This is a genomic window from Corynebacterium efficiens YS-314, assembly GCF_000011305.1.
GTDB lineage: Bacteria > Actinomycetota > Actinomycetes > Mycobacteriales > Mycobacteriaceae > Corynebacterium > Corynebacterium efficiens.
The window spans coordinates 2,002,293-2,024,009 of sequence record NC_004369.1 but is presented as its reverse complement, the minus strand read 5'-3'; the positions used below and the strand labels follow the sequence as shown (position 1 = coordinate 2,024,009).

Here is a 21,717-nt window from a genome sequence, read left to right as displayed (position 1 = left end):
TCGGGCAGTCTCCCGCACCGGTCCGGGTGCTCCATGTACGATCACCTAGGACGGGCGGGCTGGGCAGATGTGCCCTAACCTAGGCTTGTAAAGCATTAATTATCCATACATAAGGAGGATCGCCCCCTAATGGCGAACTACACCGCTGCGGATGTTAAGAAGCTCCGCGAACTCACCGGTTCCGGCATGCTCGACTGCAAGAAGGCCCTGGAGGAGTCCGCTGGCGACTTCGACAAGGCTGTTGAGATCCTGCGCATCAAGGGTGCCAAGGACGTCGGCAAGCGCGCTGAGCGCAACGCCACCGAGGGCCTGGTTGCCGTCTCCGGCAACACCATGATCGAGGTCAACTCCGAGACCGACTTCGTGGCCAAGAACGATGAGTTCAAGAACTTCGCTGCCAAGATCGCCGAGGCTGCCGCTGCCGCCAAGGCAAACTCCCCCGAGGAGCTCGCAGCCGTGGACGTCGACGGCCAGTCCGCTCAGGATGCACTGCAGGAGTTCTCCGCCAAGATCGGTGAGAAGCTCGAGCTGCGTCGTGCCGTCACCCTCGAGGGTGACAACGTCGCCGTCTACCTCCACCACCGCTCCGCTGACCTGCCGCCGTCAGTCGGCGTTCTGGTCGCCTACACCGGTGAGGGCGAGGAGGCCGAGGCTGCTGCACGCCAGGCCGCCATGCAGATTGCTGCTCTGCGTGCCTCCTACCTGACCCGCGAGGATGTCCCCGCAGAGGTCATCGAGAAGGAGCGCTCCATCGCTGAGCAGATCACCCGCGAGGAGGGCAAGCCAGAGCAGGCTATCCCGAAGATCGTCGAGGGTCGCCTCAACGGTTTCTACAAGGAGAACGTGCTCCTGGAGCAGGCTTCCGTTGCCGACAGCAAGAAGACCGTCAAGGCTCTGCTGGACGAGGCCGGTGCCACCGTCACCGCCTTCGCCCGCTTCGAGGTTGGCCAGGCTTAAGGCCGTCTCCCGGGGATCATGATCCCCGGCCGTGGTGAACACCCGTTTCCCGGGAGTACACCGCACTCAGCCCCGCACATCGATATTTCTCTGATGTGCGGGGCTGAATCATGCGCGCAATCCCCACCCGCCGGTGGGTACCGCCGTGACATCCTCACCCATGTGCGCACCCTCCCCGCCGGTGCGTCCGTGACACTGTAAGATCAGATGCCAGTAACGGGAATGCCCCAGGGGCAGACCCATAAGACAGACGAAGACCCACAGAGGGGTCTGTCGACAACAACCGAAGGAGAACGCCCCGGTGACCACCTCGAGTATAGAACCCCGCAACAGCTACAAGCGCGTGATGTTGAAGCTCGGAGGTGAAATGTTCGGTGGTGGCAAGGTTGGCATCGACCCCGATGTGGTCGACAATGTCGCCCGCCAGATCGCCGAGGTGGCCAAGAGCGGTGCGGAGATCGCCGTGGTCATCGGCGGTGGCAACTTCTTCCGCGGTGCCGAGTTGCAGCAGCGCGGCATGGACCGCGCCCGCTCGGACTACATGGGCATGCTCGGCACCGTCATGAACTGCCTGGCGCTGCAGGACTTCCTCGGACAGCACGGTGTGGAATGCCGTGTCCAGACCGCCATCAACATGGCACAGGTCGCGGAGCCCTACCTGCCCCTCCGGGCGGAACGTCACCTGGAGAAGGGCCGTGTGGTCATCTTCGGTGCTGGCATGGGTATGCCGTACTTCTCCACCGACACCACCGCCGCTCAGCGTGCGCTGGAGATCGGGTGCGATGTCCTGCTCATGGCCAAGGCCGTCGACGGTGTCTACAGCGCTGATCCGCGAACCAACCCGGATGCCGAGCTGTTCACCGAGATCACCCCGAAGGAGGTCATCGAGAAATCCCTCAAGGTCGCCGATGCCACCGCCTTCAGCCTCTGCATGGACAACAACATGCCGATCCTGGTCTTCAACCTGCTGACCGACGGCAATATTGCCCGCGCCGTCAACGGCGAGCGTATCGGCACGCTCGTCCAATCCTGATAGATTTGTCTAGAGAACACGGCTTCCGCAAGAAGTCCTGAACTGCGAAAGCACAGGAGAAACTTTAATGATTGATGAGATCCTCTTCGATTCCGAAGAACGCATGTCCAACACCGTGGAGCACACCCGCGAGGACCTGATCACCATCCGCACCGGACGGGCCAACCCGGCGATGTTCAATGGTGTCCTGGCTGAGTACTATGGCGTGCCCACCCCGATCACCCAGATGTCCAGTATCTCCGTGCCGGAGCCACGCATGCTGATCATCAAGCCGTACGAGATGAGCTCTATGGGTGTTATTGAAAACGCCATCCGTAACTCTGATCTCGGGGTCAACCCCACCAACGATGGTCAGGTCCTCCGCGTGACCATTCCGCAGCTCACCGAGGAACGCCGCCGCGATATGGTCAAGATCGCCAAGGGCAAGGGCGAGGACGGCAAGATCGCCATCCGCAATGTCCGCCGCAAGGGCATGGAGCAGCTGAAGAAGCTTCAGAAGGACGGCGAGTTCGGTGAGGACGAGGTCGCTGCAGCCGAGAAGGAACTGGACAAGATCACCGCCCACTATGTCGAGCAGGTTGATGAGATTGTTGCCCGGAAGGAAGCCGAGTTGATGGAGGTCTAGAGCCCCCATCATCCAGGAGTCGTCGTTTCGTCGTCACAGTCAGTGCGGGGGAGCGGCGCTTTCTTCTGTTTCCCGTGTGCCCGGTGGTATCACCCCTGGGGATGCGGATGACGCGATCTGCGTTTCATCAGTTTAAACCCCGAGGAGAACCCCATGAGTGAGCCGGAGCACCATCACCGGACCGTGCGGATGCCCAAACCGAAAAATAGTGCGGGTCGTGATCTCAAGGCGGCCGTCGGCGTGGGTGTCGGTCTCGGACTCCTGGTCATCGTCGGCATCCTACTCAGCCCCTGGGGCTGGTACCTCGTTGTCGCCGGCGCTGTTGCCGTGGCGACCTGGGAGGTTTGTGGCCGCCTGAAGGAAGCCGGTTACCACCTGCCCATGCCGATCATGATCATCGGTGGGCAGGCCATGGTGTGGTGTTCCTGGCCGTTTGAGACCTCCGGGATCCTGGCCTCCTATGTGGCCACCGTCTTGGTGTTGATGTTCTTCCGGATCTTCTACAACGGCCCCGAGAAGGAGGCCAGGAACTACCTGCGGGATACCTCAGTGGGTATCTTCGTGCTCACCTGGATCCCACTGTTCGGCAGCTTCGCGGCGATGTTGTCGCTGATGGAGAACAACGACGTCCCGGGGACCTTCTTCATCCTCACCTTCATGTTGTGCGTGGTGGGGTCCGATGTGGGTGGTTATGCAGCTGGCGTGTTCTTCGGCGCCCACCCCATGGCGCCGGCGGTCAGCCCGAAGAAATCCTGGGAGGGTTTTGCCGGTTCCATCCTCCTGGGATCGCTCACCGGTGCCATCACGGTGCATTTCCTGCTGCACCACCACTGGTGGCTCGGTGTCATCCTGGGTATCTGTCTGGTTGTCTGCGCCACCCTCGGTGACCTGGTGGAATCCCAGTTCAAACGGGACCTCGGCATCAAGGACATGTCCAATCTGCTGCCCGGACACGGTGGGCTGATGGACCGTCTCGACGGGATGCTGCCCTCAGCGATGGTCACCTGGTTGATTCTCAGCGTGGTGAGCAGCTCCTACGCGGGGTGACACGCAGGTGTGACCATCAGGAGGGGCCCGTCCCCGGGGTAGTAGTTCAGCCCCGGTGCGGGCCCCTTCTTTGACTCCCTGGGAGGCTGATCAGGACAGGGCCTTCTGGATCTTCTTGATCTTACGACGGTACTCGAACATGCGGACCCCACCGACCATGGCCATGATCAACGCACCGGTGATCGCACTGAGCAGATAGGCGATACCCGCGGGGATCTCGAAGGTCCAGGTGAAGATGTTCATCTCCACCGGTGCCTGGTTCTGCAGGATGAAGATGAGCAGGGCCACCAGCAGCAGCGCCCCGACCACAAGTGCCACCCAGGTCCCACCGGCCAGGGTGCGGGTGGATGCCGGTGCTGCATCCTTGCGTGTGTCATCGGCATGGCCAATCGGGTCGGGATCCTCCCCCCGCAGCGCCGGCACCGGGGCAGTGGTGTCACCGGTGTCACCGGCCGCGGGAATCTCACCGGTGTGGGGGACGGTGTGGGGAACACCGTCGGGATGTGATCGGTCCTTGGTCATAACATCATTGAACTCGCGAACCCGGGTTTCCGCCACCTATCCACGCTATTGATATATAACTGATGGACTGCGTGGGGTGGGCGTCGATAAGCACCCGGCCGGTGGGCTGCCCGCATCACACCCGGGCACCCCGGGTGATCCCGCGCTCCGGAGTTAGACTGATCAGTCCCCGACGTGCAACAATGGGAATATTATGGCTACACCCTTACCCCTGGTATTTTCTGCCCCCAAACGCGGTATGCCACCGGCTCATTTCGCAGACCTCTCCGATGAACAACGGATCGAGGCGCTTTCTGAGCTCGGCCTGCCCAAGTTCCGACTCAATCAGATCGCCCGCCACTACTACGGCCGGCTCGAAGCCGATCCGATGACCATGACCGACCTACCCGAGGCTGCCCGCGCTAAGGTCAAGGACGCCCTCTTCCCGACGCTGATGGAACCCATCCGCGTCGTCGAGGCCGATGATGAGAACACCCAGAAGACCCTCTGGAAGCTCCATGACGGCACCCTCCTGGAGTCTGTGCTCATGCGCTACCCGGATCGCGCCACGCTGTGCATCTCCTCGCAGGCCGGTTGCGGCATGGCCTGCCCGTTCTGTGCGACCGGACAGGGTGGTCTTGACCGTAACCTGTCCGTCGGTGAGATCGTCGACCAGGTCCGCAACGCCGCCGCGACCATGCAGGCCGAGGGTGGGCGCCTGTCCAACATCGTGTTCATGGGTATGGGCGAGCCACTGGCCAACTACAAACGCGTGGTCTCTGCGGTGCGGCAGATCACCCAGCCGTCCCCGGAGGGTTTCGGCATCTCCCAGCGCAGCGTCACCGTGTCCACCGTCGGTCTGGCACCGGCGATCAGGAAGCTTGCCGACGAAGACATGTCCGTCACCCTCGCTGTCTCGCTGCACACCCCTGACGATGAACTCCGGGATGAGCTCGTGCCGGTGAACAACCGCTGGTCCGTCGCCGAGGTGCTCGACGCTGCCCGTTACTACGCCGACAAGTCCGGCCGCCGTGTCTCCATCGAGTACGCTCTCATCCGTGATGTCAATGACCAGGGTTGGCGTGCCGACATGCTGGGGCAGAAGCTGCACAAGGCGCTCGGCTCCCGCGTGCATGTCAACCTCATCCCCCTGAACCCGACCCCGGGTTCGAAGTGGGATGCCTCCCCGCGTGAACGTCAGGACGAGTTCGTCCGTCGTGTCATCGCCCAGGGGGTGCCGTGCACCGTGCGTGACACCAAGGGCCAGGAGATCGCAGCGGCCTGTGGTCAGCTCGCCGCGGAGGAGAACTCCGAGGAGAAGTAGTCTCTGGCATAACCGCACCCGGTTCGTTCCGGGTGAAGCGTCTGTGTGAGGCATCAGGGGGCGGGACCTATCCGACACCGGATAGGTCCCGCCCCTGATGTTGTTCCATGTTCACCGGGGGCGGGAAAGCCCCCGGGGGCAGGAGAGATGAAAAAAGGAGCCCGAAGAAATTCGGACTCCCGGGGGAAGAGTGGGGCAAACCCTACTTCTTCTTTTCCTCCAGACGCAGGTGACGGACACGCTCAGGATCGATGTTGACAGAACGCAGCTGGTTGTCGGTCAGCCCACCCCAGGTGCCGGACAGGGTGGCCTGGTCGTAGTTCCAGTCAGGCTCAACGTGGCCGAGCGGCTTGTTGCGGGCGGTGAGGGTGCGGACCTGGGAGAGCTTGGGCTCGAACAGGTGGATCAGCAGGCCGATGGCGATCAGTGCGGCGAGGACGAGCAGCCAGATCGTCTCGACATGACCCTTGTGGTTGCCGAAGTTGAAACCGAGCAGGAACAGCACGGAGATCCATCCGGAAATCTGGATCGCGTTACGTCCGATGTCATGCCAGCCCCATGCTGCCGACGGCTCATCAAGGGTGGAGACACCGTTGTAGATCTCGGGCTCAATCTTGTGGGAGGAACCAGCCACGTCATACTCCTTCATTCGCACACCGCTGATGGAGATCGGCGCGCACCTACAGAACTTGGTTTACTTCCGTTCATGTTCTCACATTTCCCCTGGCGACGCTAAAAAACCCCTGTGGCGTATGTCGCTCCATGCTGCTCTGAGCTGCAGGAACGGGCTTCGCCTGCCGGGTTTTCCCAGAACCCCATCCTTAGTATTGCCCCAAACGGGTGTACCCGGGCACCCGCCGCGACCAGTTCCACCTCACCGGGGGCCTGGATCGTCGGTAAGCATCGTCGGAATGTCCCGCCCCTCACCGTCCCGATCACCGTGGACGGTACACCGTGGACCGTACACCGTGCATCATGGTCCACCCGGGAATCCGCCAAACCCCGGGGTGGATGTAACAATGGTGTCCGTGACTACAAAGATTCTCATCCTCGGCAGCACCGGTTCGATTGGAACCCAGGCGTTGGAGGTCATCGCTGACAACCCCGATCTGTTCACCCTCGTGGGCATCGCCGCGGGCGGGTCCAATCCCGGCCTGGTCATTGAGCAGGCCCGGGCATTCAACCTCCGGCCGCATCAGGTGGCGGTGGCGGGGAAGCAGGCGGCCGGCGAGGTGGGGGAGGCTCTCGGCGGCACCGTCATCGACGGCCCCGATGCTGCACAGACACTGGTGGAATCGGTCCAGGCCACCGACCCGGCCGATGCGGTCCTCAATGCCCTGGTCGGTTCCATGGGGCTGGGTGCCACACTCGCGACGCTGCGTTCCGGTGCCCACCTGGCGCTGGCCAACAAGGAATCGCTGGTGGCCGGCGGTGAGTTCGTGATGGCCCAGGCACGACCCGGGCAGATCATCCCCGTTGACTCCGAGCACTCCGCCATGGCTCAGTGCCTGCGCAGCGGGACCGAGGGGGAGGTCGCGCGCATCGTGCTGACCGCCTCCGGTGGCCCATTCCGCGGCTGGACTCGGGAGCAGATGTGGGAGGTCACGCCGGAGCAGGCGGCCGCCCACCCGACCTGGTCCATGGGGCAGATGAACACCCTCAATTCCGCCACCCTGATCAACAAGGGCCTGGAACTGATCGAGGCGACCCTGCTCTTTGACACCGATGCCGACCTCATCGATGTCACGGTGCATCCCCAGTCGATCATCCACTCGATGATCACCTTCAGGGATGGCTGCACCATCGCTCAGGCATCCCCGCCGTCGATGAAGCTGCCGATCGCGCTGGCCATGAACTGGCCGCACCGCGTACCGGGTGCGCAGCCAGCCCTTGATTTCACGCAGGCCCACACCTGGACCTTCGAGCCTGTCGACGACGCCGCGTTCCCGGCCGTGCAGTTGGCACGCGACGTCGCAAAGCAGAAGGGCACCTTCCCCGCGGTGTACAACGCCGCCAACGAGGAGGCCGCCGCGGCCTTCCTCGCCGGGCGCATCCGTTTCCCACAGATCGTTGATGTGGTGTCGGAAATACTCCAGGGGGCTTCCCAGTTTGCTGGTGTATCCTCAGATGTCGATGACATTCTGGCCACCGAGTCCGAGGCCCGTGCGCGCGCGAATCAGCTCATTGACCGGCTGGCCCGTTAGCGTCATCCCCCTGAGGTTTTCATCAGCAGTTAGTTAGGAGCTCCACCGCGTGGCAGCCTATCTCGTCGGTGTGGTGCTGTTCTTTCTCGGCATCGCAGTAACAATCGCGCTTCACGAGTGGGGCCATTACATCACCGCCCGGGCCTTCGGGATGAAGGTCCGCCGGTTCTTCATCGGTTTCGGCCCCAGTGTATTCTCCGTCCGTCGCGGTGAGACGGTCTACGGCCTCAAAGCCGTCCCGGTCGGTGGTTTCTGCGACATCGCGGGGATGACCGCGCAGGATGAGCTTGAACCCGATGAGCAACACCGGGCGATGTACCTGAAACCCTGGTGGCAGCGCATCATCGTGCTCTCCGGTGGTGTGGCGATGAACATCATAGTCGGTTTCGTTGTGCTCTACGGGGTGGCGGTGACCTCCGGTATCCCGAACCCGGATGCCGACTTCAGTGCCCGCGTCGGTTCCGTGCAGTGTGTGCCCGATCGCCAGATCGACGCCACCACCCTCTCCGAGTGTCTCGGCACCGGGCCGGCCGGCGAGGCGGGGGTGCGCGTCGGGGACCGGATCCTGGCGGTGGGGGACCGAGAGGTGGAAACCTTCGAGGAGGTGCGCGACACCGTCCAGCAGCTGCCGGGTGAGACCGTCACCCTGCGCATCGAGCGCGACGGGGTGCTTGTCGACGTCCCCGTCATCGTCGAGGAGGCCACCCGCCTGGATGCGAGTGGCCGCGAGGTGACCGTCGGCGCCATCGGCGTGACCAGCCAGCCACCGACCGATGTGTATAAGAAATTCGGCCCGGTCGAGGGTGTGGGAGCAACTGCACGTTTCACCGGGGACATGATTGAGGCCACATTCGAGGGCCTGCTGGCCTTCCCCGGCAAGATCCCGGGCGTGGTGGCCTCCATCTTCGGAGCAGAACGCGAGATCGACGGCCCGATGAGTGTGGTCGGTGCCTCCCGCATCGGTGGGGAACTGGTGGAACGGTCCATGTGGGACATGTTCATGATGATGCTGGCCAGCCTGAACTTCTTCCTCGCCCTGTTCAACCTGGTCCCACTGCCCCCGCTCGACGGCGGACATATCGCCGTGGTGCTGTACGAACGCATCCGGGACTTCTTCCGGAAACTGCGTGGCAAGACCCCGGGCGGCCCGGCAGATTACACCCGGCTCATGCCGATCACCGTCGGTATGGCAGCCCTGCTGCTGTCCGTCGGTGCCACCGTCATCATCGCCGATGTGGTCAACCCGATCAGGTTGTTCGGTTAGGACCCCGGTGGGGACGTGGCCTGATCTATTTGCCGTCTCTGTTGAATCCACCCGCAGTGATAGACTTTCCTGACATAACTGACTTCAACCCGGAACGTTTCACGGCAGCCGGGGAACCCACCGGTTCTGACTCTGCCGCACCAAGGAGCATTTAACGTGTCTATGCCAATCGGTCTCGGTCTACCCCCAACCCCACCTCCAGTTCTGGCTCCGCGACGTAAAACCCGCCAGCTGATGGTCGGATCGGTCGGTGTCGGATCCGATCACCCGATCTCGGTGCAGTCGATGACCACCACCAAGACCCATGACATCAACGCCACCCTGCAGCAGATCGCCCAGCTGACCGCCAGTGGCTGCGACATCGTGCGCGTGGCGTGCCCGAAACCCGTCGATGCCGAGGCGCTGCCCATCATCGCCAAGAAGTCACCGATCCCCGTGATCGCCGACATCCACTTCCAGCCCAAGTACATCTTCTCCGCGATTGACGCAGGCTGTGCCGCTGTCCGTGTGAACCCCGGCAACATCAAGGAATTCGATGGCCGCGTCAAGGAGGTCGCCCAGGCCGCAGGTGATGCCGGCATCCCCATCCGCATCGGTGTCAACGGTGGCTCCCTGGACAAGCGCATCCTGGACAAGTACCACGGCAAGGCCACCCCGGAGGCACTCGTGGAGTCCGCCCTGTGGGAGGCCAGCCTCTTCGAGGAGCACGGCTACGGTGACATCGCCATCTCCGTCAAGCACTCCGACCCGGTCCTCATGGTGGAGGCCTACCGCCAGCTGGCGGAGAAGTGCGACTACCCGCTGCACCTCGGTGTGACCGAGGCCGGCCCGAAGTTCATGGGAACCATCAAGTCATCCGTGGCCTTCGGTGCACTGCTCTCCCAGGGCATCGGTGACACCATCCGCGTGTCCCTGTCCGCTGATCCGGTCGAGGAGATCAAGGTCGGCGATCAGATCCTGCAGTCACTGAACCTGCGGCCCCGCAAACTGGAGATCGTCTCCTGCCCGTCCTGTGGCCGTGCCCAGGTTGATGTGTACAAGCTGGCAGAGGAGGTCACCGAGGGACTCGACGGACTCGAGGTTCCCCTGCGCGTGGCCGTCATGGGCTGTGTGGTCAACGGCCCCGGTGAGGCCCGTGATGCCGATCTGGGTGTCGCCTCCGGAAACGGCAAGGGACAGATCTTCGTCAAGGGCGAGATCATCAAGACCGTGCCCGAGTCCCAGATCGTCCAGACCCTCATCGAGGAGGCGATGCGCATCGCCGAGACCATGGACCCCGAGGTCCTGGCTGCCGCCGAGGCCTCCGGCATGAAAGCCGAGGTCAAGGTCACGAGCTAGACCTTCCCGCCTTCCCGGCCGTCGATCACCTCCCGTGACCGACGGCCGGTTTTTCATGCGGGCGACCTGCGGGGGAAGATGTGAAAACACCCACGGTGTGGGAGGTGGGAGCGTGCGGTGAGCTTTGTTAATCTTCACGCATGAAGAAGGCGTGGCGCAGATCCGTGGTGGCAGTGGTCATGACGACGGTCATGGCATCCGGGGGTCTCATCGCCTGCACCCCACGTCCGGACACCGCCGACCCGGTCGCCGCTGATTTCCTGGAGGCCTGGGACAACCAGGACTACGAGGCCTTCACCGGGATCACGGACCAGGCGGATCTGGCCGCCACCACGATGCAGACCACCTACGAGGGGCTGCAGGCCGAGGATGTGGAACTGACCCTCGGCGATGTCCAGTCCCGGGAGTCCATCGCCACTGCCAACTACACCGTCACCTGGAAACTGCCCCGGGACCGTCAGCTCACCTATGACGCATCGATGACCCTGACCAAGATGGCTGATGAGTGGACTGTGCGCTGGCAGCCGTCCCTTGTCCATCCGCAGCTGGGGGCCAACCAGCACCTGGAACTGCGGGCCGTCAACGCCCAGCGCGCCAGTGTCATCTCCTCCGACGGTGTCCCCGTGCTGCAGCCGGGCACCACCTACCGCATCCTGGTCGACCCCGCGGAGTCCTCCGATGCCGCCGCAGCGGTGAAGAGGGTCGCCACCGCCCTGGAGGAGGCCCACACCCGTGACCCTCGGGTGCCGCGCATCGATGCCGATGAGGTGGTGTCCCAACTGGGTGACACCCCCTATTCCCTGGTCACCGTCGATGAGACCCTGGGGCGGGAGCTGGAGCAGGACCTGGCCGGGGTGCCGGGGATCGTCTTCAACGATGAGGCCGCCATGGTCTCCACCGACCCCTCCTTCGCACCTGACATCGTCTCCCGAGTTGCCCGCATCGTCGATGAGGAACTCGATGGTTCCAATGGGTGGCGGGTGTCCATCGTTACCGCCAACGGCGCCGTGATCGATGATGTGGTCTACCATGCCCCCGAGCTGGCTCCCAGTGTGCGCATCAGCCTCGATCACGATGTGCAGCGCGCGGCGCAGGAGGCGGTGGACATGCGGCAGGAGATGCAGGCCATGCTGGTAGCTGTGCGCCCCTCCAGTGGTGAGATCCTTGCCGTTGCCCAGACCAGGGAGGCGGACAAGGACGGCAACCTCGCACTGATGGGCATGTTCCCACCCGGCTCCACCTTCAAGATCATCACCGCGGCCGCCGGCATCCAGAATCAGGGGTTGACCCCCGGCACACCGGTACCGTGTCCCGGAACCATGAACATCTACGGGCGCATCGTGACCAACTACAACGGGTTCTCCCTCGGCACCACCTCCCTGGACCGCGCATTCGCCTCCTCGTGCAACACCACCTTCGCCGACATGTCCACCCGCCTCGCACCGGGGGAACTGCAGGACGTGGGCAAGCAGTTCGGTCTGGGAATCGATTACCGGATCCCGGGCCTGGACACCATCACCGGCAGTGTCCCCGAGGGGGAGACCGCCCTCGACCGCACCGAGGCCGGTTATGGCCAGGGACTCGACCTGGCCAGCCCGTTCGGCATGGCACTGGTGGCCGCAACCGCAGCCGCGGGACGGACCCCGACCCCGGTGCTCATCTCCGGGCATGAAACCACCGCCAGTGAGCAGCCACCGGCCCCCGACCCGGCCGCGATCTCCCAGCTGCAGACCATGATGGCCTCCGTGGTCAACGGTGGCACGGCCCGTGGCATGCAGCAGACCGGTGGCCAGGTCTACGCCAAGACCGGTGAGGCCGAGATCAACGAGGGTTCGCACTCCTGGTTGACGGGATACCGCGAGGACGACATCGCGTTCGCCACCCTGGTGGTGCTCGGCGGGGGATCGGAAACCGCCACAGCCATCACCGACCGGTTTTTCATCCGACTCGATGAGATGCGGGCCGAGCGACAGCCGACCACCACCGCGCAGGGGTGATGCCCAGGGGAGGGGCCCGCAGGAAGGCCCTACCGGTCCCCGACAGCCCCACCGCCCCGGTTCGGCTCCCCCGGGGCCGGGGTACTAGCATGGTGACCATGTCTACACTGCGCGCACCGCTTGTCCCAGGAGAACCAACCCCCATCCGGAAGGTCCCCGCCCACATTGAACGCCCTGAATATGTGTGGAAGGACGAGGTGCTGGAAGCCATCGGAGAGCCCTATGTGCAGACCCCTGAGGTCATCGAGGCGATGCGCAAGACCTCCCGCATCGCAGCCAACGCCCTCAAGGTTGCCGGCGCCGCTGTGGCCCCGGGCGTGACCACCGATGAGATCGACCGCATCGCCCATGAATACATGTGTGACCACGGCGCCTACCCCTCGGATCTGGGCTACCGGGGTTTCACCAAGTCCGTGTGCGTCTCCCTCAATGAGATTGTGTGCCACGGCATCCCGGATACCACCGTCATCCAGGACGGGGACATCGTCAATATCGATGTCACCGCCTACAAGCACGGTGTCCACGGCGATTGCAACGCCACGTTCCTGTCCGGGAATGTCTCCGAGGAACACCGCCTGCTGGTCGAGCGCACGGAGGAGGCGCTGATGCGCAGCATCCGCGCCGCCAAGCCCGGGCGGGAGATCAACATCATCGGACGCGTCATCGAGTCCTACGCCAAGCGCTTCGGCTACAACGTGGTGCGTGACTTCACCGGCCACGGCATTGGCCCGACCTTCCACAACGGTCTGATCGTGCTGCACTATGACAGCACCCAGTACCGGGATCTCCTCGTCCCGGGCATGACCCTGACCATCGAACCGATGATCAACCTGGGCTCCCTCGACTACGAGATCTGGGATGACGGCTGGACCGTCCAGAACAAGGACCGGAAGTTCACCGCCCAGTTCGAACACACCATCGTCATCACCGAGGACGGCAACGAGATCCTCACCCTCCCGGACGAGAATATCTGACCCCCATGGCCGCAGGTCCCGCGTTCCTGATCGCCGGCACCACCTCCGACGCCGGGAAATCGGTCATCACGGCCGGGCTGTGTCGCGCCTTCGCGCGCGCCGGGTTGCGGGTGGCGCCGTTCAAGGCGCAGAACATGTCCAACAATTCCGCCGTCACTTCAGACGGTGGGGAGATCGGCCGGGCCCAGGCGCTCCAGGCACTGGCCTGTGGTCTGGAACCGTCCGTCGAGTTCAATCCCATCCTGCTGAAACCCGGCCCGGACAACCGGGCACGGTTGGTGATCAGGGGTCGGGAGCAGGGGGATGTGGGCGCCGGGGATTATATCCGGCACCGCCATGATCTCAGGGGCATCGCGGCGGCGCAGCTGGAGAGTCTGCGGGAACGTTTCGACATCGTGGTGTGTGAAGGTGCGGGATCCCCGGCCGAGATCAATCTGCGGGCGACCGATGTGGCCAATTTCGGTCTGGCGCAGGCCGCGCAGCTTGCTGTCTATATTGTCGGTGACATCGACCGGGGTGGGGTGCTCGCCCATCTGTTCGGCACCCATGCGATCATCTCGGATGAGGATCGCGCGCTGATCCGTGGGTTTGTCATCAATAAGTTCCGCGGGCATCAGGAACTGCTGGAGCCGGGTCTGGTCCAGCTGGAGGAGCTGACCGGGGTGGAGACCAAGGCGGTGATCCCCTTCATCGATGACATCTGGATCGATGCGGAGGATTCACTGCAGTCCCCGGTGGGGCGCATGGTGGGCCCGGGCGGGCGACACCCCCTGGGCACCCAGCGTCTGAGCGTCGCCGCGATCCGTCTGCCACGCATGCTGGGTGTCACCGATGTGGAGGCCCTGGCGGTCGAACCCGGGGTCACGGTCACCTGGGTCGATGATGTGGACGCGGTCTGGGATTCGGACCTGGTCATCATCCCCGGTACGACCGCCACCGTGGCTGATCTGGCCTGGTTGCGACACCGGGGCCTGGACCGGGCACTGGGGGAGCGTGCAACCCGCGGGATGCCGATCCTCGGCATCGGTGGTGGGTATCAGATGATGGCCACCACGATCACCGATGAGGGTGACTCACCGTCGTCGGTGGCCGGCCTCGCGCTTTTCGACGTCCACATCGCCCTCACCCCACACAACATCATGGTCAACCACGGCGACGGTTCCTATGAGGTGCACCATGGGCAGGTCCGCCACCACGGTGAGCAGACGTGGATCGAGGGGGAGGGGGCGCGTCGAGAAGCACTCTTCGGCACCCACCGGCATGGGTACCTGCAGGATGACCCCGCCCGACGGCGGTTCCTCACCGAGGTGGCCACCCATGCCGGGAAACCCGGGTTCCTTGTCTCCCCCGACACCTCGTTCCACGGGGTCCGCCTCCAGCAACTCGACCGCATCGCCGATGTCCTGGAGGAACACTGGGACCTGGATCAACTCCTGGACGAGGTCAGCAGACCGGCGAACGCTGCCAACACACCAGAAACCAGGTAGGTCCAGGCCACGACCACCGGTGAGACCCACGGCCACGGGAACCCGGCGGGCAGGGCCGCCTGCCCGATCGTGTAGACCATGAGCAGAATCATCATGATGGCGGGCACAGGGATGATCCACCCGGGAATGGTCGTCGGTGGTTTCCTGACCGCCCGTACCAGCGGGAAGACGCACCCCGCGATGGACATCACCGCAGCCGCCACGATGAGAATCGTGGTGATGGTGGTGTCCTCCCCCAATGACAGCCACGCAACCACCCCTGCACCTCCGGTGGCCAGCAGCGTGGGGCCGGCCCATTTCAGGGGCAGCTGTCCAAGCCCACCGAGATAGCAGGCGAGCGCCGCGGCCGGCATGAGATAGAACGATGCGGTCATCCCCGCCGTGGTGAGGATCGGTGAGGACCCGATCCTCGCGATGCCGACGATCATTCCAATGCCGAGGATCACCAGTCCACCGAGGGCGGAGAGCCACTGGTAGAACCACGGTGCGTGACGGTGCCGCAGCTGCGTGATCACCGTGGTGGCACCAAGGGCAACCCCGGCGGCGGACACCAGCGCGTAGATCGGGCTTCCCGGCACCAGTGCCGCGGCGATGACTGCCAACAGCACCGCCCCCGCGGTGGCCAGACTCGCGGTACCTGCCCGGATATCGCGGTCCCGGGGACGTGGGGTGAGAGCACCGTACAGGGAGGGGGTCGACACGTTGAGTTTCAGTATTCTTCCGGGGGATGGGGACGGTGAGGGGCAGAAAAGCCACCATCCACTCTACCCAGTCGCCACCCCGACCACGACGCTGCCCCGTAAGCACCCTGTCCCAGAAGGCGGTGACCTGTCACGGGGCAGAAACAATGAAAGACACCCACCGGTGAGCGCTGTGCCACTGCTCCCGGGGGTGTCTGGTCAGATGCGGTCAGATGCCGTCTGTTTACTGGATGATGCCGTTGTACTTCAGGAAGTTGATGATCGGGAAGACAACCATGCCGAGGATGCTGCCGACGGTGAGGGTGTCAAAGAGATTCTCCCAGGCACGCAGCCAGCGGGGAACAGGCTCGCCGCTGTCATCACGGGAGGAACCGAAGGCATCGGTACCGACGCCCGGCTCGTCAGCGTTGAGGTCCTGACCCCACTTCCAGGCGGTGGAACCGTTGGAGGAGATCATCTCGATGAGACCCGGGTTCGAGTTGTCCTCGGACTCCGGAGCCTGGGTCTCCTGGTTCTGGGCGATTTCGGTGTTGCCCAGCTCGCTGGTGTCCTCGGCGGCGGCTGCGGTCATGCCACCGAGGGAGATGGCTGCGGCGGAGACAATGGCGATGGCAGAGTTGCGGAACTTACGCATGGGATGCGGACCTTTCAGATCAGGCGGTGGTGGGAGGGTGACTTACTTCAGAACGCCGGTGTAGACCAGGTAGTTGTAAGCGGGGAAGACAATGACACCCAGAACGGATGCGATGGCACCGATCCAGGTCAGGTCGTACATGTTCTGTACCCAGGCGGGGAGCTCGTCACGGCGGTGCTCCTCGCCGAAGGCATCCTCGCCGGTGACAGCCGTGCCAGCATCCCACTCCTCGCCGACGGCAGCGAAGCCACCGGAGGACAGGGCAGGGAAGACGGAGGAAAGGTTAGCGTTGGTGTTGGTGTCCTCCTGGGCGGTGGCGATGGAGGCGGTACCCAGGGACAGGGCGAGTGCAGTGATGCCAGCGACTGCAGCGGTGCGGAAAGAACGCATGAGATAGTCCTTTGTAATTGTTAGCCATTTCCCACCCTTACGGGAGGGACTGAACAGATTAGTCAGCAACCTCAGATGAAGCGCCAAGTGGGCGGATCGCTTAAGACGCAGTGTACCGAGAGTGACCGGGGAAGGTGGGAGATCGCTGGGAATAGTCCAGCAAAACGATCCCCGTCATATAACCCCGGTGTGCTGCCAAGATTGTCCCAACTGGTGGTTAGGCCATCTGACGCACACGAGTCTATAGAAAAATGCTGAGCATTCAAAGGAGAAGACCGATATAAGGCCATGTTTTTCCAAGCTGTCACGAAGGTGGCTGTTTTTGCACATCTGCACCGGACTTGTAAGCAGAAGTGATAATTATCATTTCCCCCCACATAGGGGGAGGGGAAATGCACTCAGGGGGGTGCGCTGTGACCGGAGCCTAGAATTCCAGGCCCAGGAGCGCGTTTTCGATGACCTCGGGCAGGGCCGGATGGATCCAGTACTGACGGGTGGCCACCTCGCGGACATCCAGGTCGAAAGCCATGACGGTGATGAGCTGCTGGATGAGGGTGGATGCCTGGGGGCCGATCAGGTGGGCGCCCAGCAGCCTGCCCGAATCACGGTCGGCGATCAGTTTGACGAATCCCGTGGTGTCCTCCATCGCCCAGCCATAGGCCACATCACCGTAGTTCTGCACCTTGATGGTCAGGTTGTGCCCGGCGGCGCGGGCCTCGGCCTCCGTCATGCCAACCTGGGCGATCTGGGGATTGGTGAACACCGCGGAGGGGACGTGGTCATGGGGCATGGTCTGCAGTGCATCGGGGTGGAGGAGGTTGTGGCGCACGGCGCGCATCTCCGCGTTGGCCACATGCTTCAACTTGAACGGGCTGGAGACATCACCCAGGGCCCACACTCCCGGAGCGGTGGTCCGGCCGTACTCATCCACCTTGATGCGACGGCCGTCCATCTCAATGCCTGCTGTGTCCAGATCCATCTGGTCACCGTTCGGGGTGCGTCCCGTTGCCACCAGCAGCACATCCGCCGTGATCGGGTCCTCGGAGTCCAGGCTGACGGTGACGGAGCCGTCGGCATTGTCGGTGACACCGGTGACGGAGGTGGACATGCGGACATCAACACGTTCCCGGGTGATCTTGGCGATGCGGGCGGAGATATCTGCGTCAGCGTCGCGCAGGAGAACCTCGGAGCGGTTGATCAGGGTGACCTTGGTGCCCAGGGATGAGAAGACATGGGCGAACTCCAGGGCGATGAAACCACCGCCGACGATGACCAGGGATGAGGGGAGCGTTGGCAGGCGCATGATGTCCTCATTGGTGTGGTACCGGGCACCGGACTCCTTGATCACCGGAGGGATGAAGGGACGGGAGCCGGTGGCGATCACGATCTGGTCACCGCTGATGACCTTCTCCTCCCCGGCCTGCCCTGTGGCGATGGTCTTCTCCCCGATGAACCGGGCGTGCATGTCATAGACATCGATATTGGGGGTTTCCGGGCCACGGCGGTACGCCTCCCCGCCCTCGGCGATGAGGTCAATGCGGCGGGTGAAGACGCGGTCGACGATGGAGGGCCAGTCGACACTGTTGTAGGTGGCATCGATGCCGTACTTCGAGGAGTCACTGATCTCGCGGGCGATGTCGGCAGTGTAGACGAACATCTTGGTGGGGATGCATCCGACGTTCAGGCAGGTGCCACCGAAGGTGCCCTTTTCCACGATGGCGATCGACTTGTCCTCGAATTCCGGACCTGGAATTGAGTTGCCGGAACCGGTGCCGATGATGATGAGGTCATAGTGCTTGGTCTCAGTCATGGAAATGGGGACTCCTGGGGTCTACGTGTGGGTGATCTACGTGTCAGCGAAATTGGATGGATGAACAGGTGGGCGAACAACCACGATCGGGTTGCCTTCCCGCTGCAGAGGAGCGGTGCTCATGTCCCTGTCCGGCCTGCCGTGGGAGATTCTGCCAGCGGAGGGCGGGTGGGGAGGCGCACCCGGTGGTGTCCGGCCCACCTTCTCACAACAAGGTGAACGGGGGGTTTTCTTCCCCGGTGTCCCACCGGTGCCCGGTGCACACCCGACCGGGTGGGGGAGATGACAGGGGAGCTGACTGCCCATGGGGGCCGTCGTCATCGGTGGCCCATGGGCGGGGCCGTCGAGTCACCGTGCACGGAGCCACTCCACGGTGACCTCGAGTGCCCGGGTGCGGACAGGTTCCCGGGAGAGGAAGACATCGTGCATCGCCCCCTCCAGCGGTGACACGGTCACCCGCGAGGATGGGCGGGCCAGCTGCGGGGCCCATTTCCTGATCTGGGTGACGTCGAGTACACCGTCGGAGGACATCAGGTCGGGACTGGGGATCTTCTTCAGCCATGATTTACCGGAACACAGGGTGAGCACATCGACCCCGACATCGATCTGGTTCTTCTGCACCGCTTGTTGCCCGAGGGTGACTGCGCGGAGCCAGCCGAAAGGCTTCCGGTGTCCACTCACGGGTTTCATCTCCGTGTCGAATTCCCATTCCCCGTGATAGTCGCGGTGGATGGAGCGTCCGTACAGGCCGAGCCCACCCCCGGGGGCGAACCGGGTGGGCCACCACCGACCCACCGTGCGAAACAGCAGCATGAGCAGGGAACGGAGTGGCTCAGGGTACATCATGTCCAACCAGGGACTGTTCATGACCACCGCCGGGATGGCGGCGTGCAGGTCAGGGGAGGAGGTGCGCAGGTGATCCAGCCACACAGCGACGATGAGTCCACCGGTGGAGTGGGCCAGCGGGATCATCGTGGGATACTGCCTGGTGATGAGCTGCGTGGCTCTGGTGAGGTCGGGGAAATAGTGGGCGAGATCGGTGGTGTAGTGCCAGTTCTGACCCTCGCGGTGGGAGCGGCCACACTTCCGCAGATCCAGGGCGTAAACCGCGAAACCATGGGCGTGGAGAAACTCCGCGACCCCGGTGTGGAAGAAGTAGTCGGACATGCCGTGGACCCACATGACCGCCGGCCGGTTCGCCGGGTCCTCGCCGTCCCCGGTGTCGGGGCGGTAGCGCACCAGGGTGCACACCACATCGGTTTCCCCATCCGGATCCGGACCCAGGGGGATGGTCAGGCTCTGGTACCCGGGACCCAGGATGTCCTGTTGCCAGGAACCATCCGGGGGCGGCGTATCACCTGCAGCATGATCGTTGTTTTTCGGCATGAATCAACGATAGGGCATGTCTTCCTGACAGGTGGTGATTATCACAGTGGTGCGGGCGGTTTCTCCCGGGCGCCCTCCACCGCCGTCACCTACGTGGCACCGTGGCTGCGGACCAGCCAGTTCCCGGGAGGTGACCGCGGTCTTTCTGGGGGTGGTCAACGGGGGAGATTATGGGCATACGGGCCGGGTTATGTCGAGGGTATTTACGTACCCCCGTATCAGCAGGCGTACACTACTGAGCTACGGACAACGTGCACCTGCACCCCCTCAAGGTCTAGACCGGGACAGGTGTTCACCACGTGTCGCAGCGCCATCCACCCCTGTGCAGGACCTCGGGTGGATAGTTGTGTGCAGCACGCAGGGTGTGTTCGGCAGACCACTCGCGGAGATAAAAGGAAGTTGAACATGTCAGATTCCCCGAAGAACGCACAGAAGGTCACTGATGAGGCGGATGTCGTCCTCGTCGGTGCTGGAATCATGAGCGCCACCCTCGGTGCGATGCTGCGCCAGCTGGAGCCCAGCTGGTCCCAGGTGATCTTTGAGCGTTTGGATGGTGCGGCACAGGAGTCGTCCTCCCCGTGGAACAACGCTGGTACCGGCCACTCGGCTCTGTGTGAGCTCAACTACACGCCGGAGAAGAACGGCAAGATCGACATCTCCAAGGCTGTCAACATCAACGAGAAGTTCCAGGTGTCACGCCAGTTCTGGGCGCACCAGGTTGAGGAGGGTATCCTCCCCGATCCGAAGGAATTCATCAACGCCGTCCCCCATGTGTCCTTCGGTCACGGCGCGGATCAGGTTGCCTACATCAAGAACCGCTACAACGCACTGAAGGATCACCCCCTCTTCCCGGGCATGCAGTACGCCGACGATGAGGAGACCTTCACCGAGAAGCTGCCCCTGATGGCCCAGGGCCGCGACTTCTCCGACCCGGTCGCCATCTCCTGGATCCAGGAGGGCACCGACATCAACTACGGTTCCCAGTCCAAGCAGTTCCTCAAGGCCGCCGAGGCCGGTGGCACCGAGATCCGCTACGGCCACGAGGTCAAGGACATCACCAAGGACGGTGCGAAGTGGAAGGTCACCGTCAAGAACGTCCACACCGGTGACACCCAGACCATCCGCGCCAACTTCGTCTTCGTCGGCGCCGGCGGCATGGCCCTGCCCCTGCTGCAGAAGTCCGGCATCGCCGAGATCCGTGGTTTCGGTGGCTTCCCGGTCTCCGGCCAGTGGCTGCGCTGCACCAACGAGGAGCTCATCGAGCAGCACGCCGCCAAGGTCTACGGCAAGGCATCCGTCGGTGCCCCACCGATGTCCGTCCCGCACCTGGACACCCGCGTGATCGACGGTGAGAAGGGCCTGCTGTTCGGCCCCTACGCCGGCTGGACCCCGAAGTTCCTCAAGGAGGGTTCCAACCTGGATCTGTTCTCCTCCCTGCGTCCGACCAACCTCGCATCCCTGCTGGGCGTCGGCGTCCAGGAGATGGGCCTGACCAAGTACCTGATCACCGAGGTGGTCAAGGACATGGAGGCACGCATGGAATCCCTGCGTGAGTACATGCCGAACGCCAAGAAAAGCGACTGGGAGCTGATCACCGCAGGTCAGCGTGTCCAGGTGATCAAGCCTGTCGGTGCACCACGCTTCGGTTCCCTCGAGTTCGGCACCACCCTGATCAGCAACTCCGAGGGCACCATCGCCGGCCTGCTCGGTGCCTCCCCGGGTGCTTCCATCGCACCGGCCGCCATGATCGAGCTGCTGGAGCGTTGCTTCGGCAAGCGCATGATCGAGTGGGGCGACAAGATCCAGGAGATGGTCCCGTCCTACGGCAAGAAGCTTGCCGATGAGCCGGAGATGTTCGCCGAGCTGTGGGAGTACACCCAGAAGACCCTGAAGCTGGAAAAGGCCTAGACACCTTATCCCGCCCGACCCCGGGCGACGCCAGGCATCTCCGGAGTCGTCCGGGGTTGTTGTTTTCACCGTTTGCTTATCGACACCCGCACCGCCCCGTCCACCCGTCGTGGGTGCGGCGGTGCGGCGTCGACAAG

At 63.5% G+C, this 21,717-nt stretch carries 19 protein-coding genes; 12 read left to right on the top strand and 7 right to left on the bottom strand.

Translation table 11 applies throughout. From position 1 onward, the window contains the following. Nucleotides 1-129: 129 nt before the first annotated feature. From tsf to CE_RS09525, 4 genes are all read left to right on the top strand, one after another. Nucleotides 130-957 carry a translation elongation factor Ts gene (gene tsf, locus CE_RS09540; protein WP_006767915.1) on the top strand — a complete coding sequence of 276 codons (828 nt, stop codon included), beginning with the start codon at nucleotides 130-132 and terminating at the stop codon, nucleotides 955-957. Between the two features lie 301 nt (nucleotides 958-1,258). Next, a complete protein-coding gene (pyrH, locus tag CE_RS09535; protein ID WP_011075668.1) occupies nucleotides 1,259-1,990 on the top strand; it encodes a UMP kinase in 732 nt (243 codons plus the stop codon). 67 nt (nucleotides 1,991-2,057) lie between these two features. After that, nucleotides 2,058-2,615, top strand: coding sequence for a ribosome recycling factor (frr, locus tag CE_RS09530; RefSeq protein WP_006767912.1), 558 nt, complete (start codon nucleotides 2,058-2,060; stop codon nucleotides 2,613-2,615). A gap of 153 nt (nucleotides 2,616-2,768) precedes the next feature. After that, on the top strand, nucleotides 2,769-3,662 hold the full coding sequence (locus CE_RS09525; RefSeq protein WP_006767911.1) for a phosphatidate cytidylyltransferase: 894 nt from the start codon (nucleotides 2,769-2,771) through the stop codon (nucleotides 3,660-3,662). Nucleotides 3,663-3,752: 90 nt separating this feature from the next. Here the strand turns inward: CE_RS09525 and CE_RS09520 are convergent, their stop codons facing one another. After that, nucleotides 3,753-4,184: a LapA family protein gene (locus tag CE_RS09520; protein WP_006767910.1), complete on the bottom strand. Its 432-nt coding sequence runs from the start codon at nucleotides 4,182-4,184 to the stop codon at nucleotides 3,753-3,755. A 193-nt stretch (nucleotides 4,185-4,377) separates the two neighbouring features. On the opposite strand from CE_RS09520, the gene rlmN reads away from it, so the two are divergent. After that, a complete protein-coding gene (gene rlmN / locus CE_RS09515; RefSeq protein ID WP_011075666.1) occupies nucleotides 4,378-5,487 on the top strand; it encodes a 23S rRNA (adenine(2503)-C(2))-methyltransferase RlmN in 1,110 nt (369 codons plus the stop codon). A gap of 202 nt (nucleotides 5,488-5,689) precedes the next feature. Here rlmN and CE_RS09510 read toward each other — a convergent pair whose 3' ends face one another. Beyond that, the gene (locus CE_RS09510) at nucleotides 5,690-6,121 is read right to left on the bottom strand and encodes a DUF2631 domain-containing protein (RefSeq protein WP_035108934.1); all 432 of its coding nucleotides are present in this window, start codon (nucleotides 6,119-6,121) and stop codon (nucleotides 5,690-5,692) included. 385 nt (nucleotides 6,122-6,506) lie between these two features. Between CE_RS09510 and dxr the strand changes: the two genes are divergently transcribed. From dxr to CE_RS09480, 6 genes are all read left to right on the top strand, one after another. Beyond that, nucleotides 6,507-7,691, top strand: coding sequence for a 1-deoxy-D-xylulose-5-phosphate reductoisomerase (gene dxr / locus CE_RS09505; RefSeq protein WP_006767907.1), 1,185 nt, complete (start codon nucleotides 6,507-6,509; stop codon nucleotides 7,689-7,691). Between the two features lie 49 nt (nucleotides 7,692-7,740). Then, nucleotides 7,741-8,955, top strand: coding sequence for a M50 family metallopeptidase (locus CE_RS09500; protein WP_006767906.1), 1,215 nt, complete (start codon nucleotides 7,741-7,743; stop codon nucleotides 8,953-8,955). A gap of 162 nt (nucleotides 8,956-9,117) precedes the next feature. Next, nucleotides 9,118-10,293, top strand: coding sequence for a flavodoxin-dependent (E)-4-hydroxy-3-methylbut-2-enyl-diphosphate synthase (gene ispG, locus CE_RS09495; protein ID WP_081447212.1), 1,176 nt, complete (start codon nucleotides 9,118-9,120; stop codon nucleotides 10,291-10,293). Nucleotides 10,294-10,433: 140 nt separating this feature from the next. After that, a complete protein-coding gene (locus CE_RS09490; RefSeq protein WP_006767904.1) occupies nucleotides 10,434-12,290 on the top strand; it encodes a penicillin-binding transpeptidase domain-containing protein in 1,857 nt (618 codons plus the stop codon). Nucleotides 12,291-12,388: 98 nt separating this feature from the next. Continuing rightward, nucleotides 12,389-13,264 carry a type I methionyl aminopeptidase gene (gene map / locus CE_RS09485; RefSeq protein ID WP_173362574.1) on the top strand — a complete coding sequence of 292 codons (876 nt, stop codon included), beginning with the start codon at nucleotides 12,389-12,391 and terminating at the stop codon, nucleotides 13,262-13,264. Nucleotides 13,265-13,269: 5 nt separating this feature from the next. Continuing rightward, nucleotides 13,270-14,751 (top strand): cobyric acid synthase, encoded by a 1,482-nt coding sequence (locus CE_RS09480; RefSeq protein WP_006767902.1) that lies wholly within the window; start codon nucleotides 13,270-13,272, stop codon nucleotides 14,749-14,751. On the opposite strand, the gene CE_RS09475 is transcribed toward CE_RS09480, so the two are convergent. The 5 genes from CE_RS09475 to CE_RS09455 all read right to left on the bottom strand — a co-directional run bounded on the left by CE_RS09475 (nucleotide 14,691) and on the right by CE_RS09455 (nucleotide 19,672). Then, on the bottom strand, nucleotides 14,691-15,452 hold the full coding sequence (locus CE_RS09475; protein WP_011075663.1) for a hypothetical protein: 762 nt from the start codon (nucleotides 15,450-15,452) through the stop codon (nucleotides 14,691-14,693). The genes CE_RS09480 and CE_RS09475 overlap by 61 nt on opposite strands. A 223-nt stretch (nucleotides 15,453-15,675) precedes the next feature. Continuing rightward, a complete protein-coding gene (locus tag CE_RS09470) occupies nucleotides 15,676-16,086 on the bottom strand; it encodes a hypothetical protein (RefSeq protein ID WP_006767900.1) in 411 nt (136 codons plus the stop codon). A 42-nt stretch (nucleotides 16,087-16,128) separates the two neighbouring features. After that, nucleotides 16,129-16,476: a hypothetical protein gene (locus tag CE_RS09465; protein ID WP_006767899.1), complete on the bottom strand. Its 348-nt coding sequence runs from the start codon at nucleotides 16,474-16,476 to the stop codon at nucleotides 16,129-16,131. 424 nt (nucleotides 16,477-16,900) lie between these two features. After that, entirely contained in the window at nucleotides 16,901-18,286 is a 1,386-nt protein-coding gene (mtr, locus tag CE_RS09460) for a mycothione reductase (protein WP_006767898.1), read from the bottom strand. A 348-nt stretch (nucleotides 18,287-18,634) separates the two neighbouring features. Beyond that, nucleotides 18,635-19,672, bottom strand: coding sequence for an alpha/beta hydrolase (locus CE_RS09455; protein WP_006767896.1), 1,038 nt, complete (start codon nucleotides 19,670-19,672; stop codon nucleotides 18,635-18,637). A gap of 405 nt (nucleotides 19,673-20,077) precedes the next feature. On the opposite strand from CE_RS09455, the gene mqo reads away from it, so the two are divergent. Next, nucleotides 20,078-21,580: a malate dehydrogenase (quinone) gene (mqo, locus tag CE_RS09450; RefSeq protein ID WP_006767895.1), complete on the top strand. Its 1,503-nt coding sequence runs from the start codon at nucleotides 20,078-20,080 to the stop codon at nucleotides 21,578-21,580. The last annotated feature ends 137 nt before the right edge of the window (nucleotides 21,581-21,717 follow it).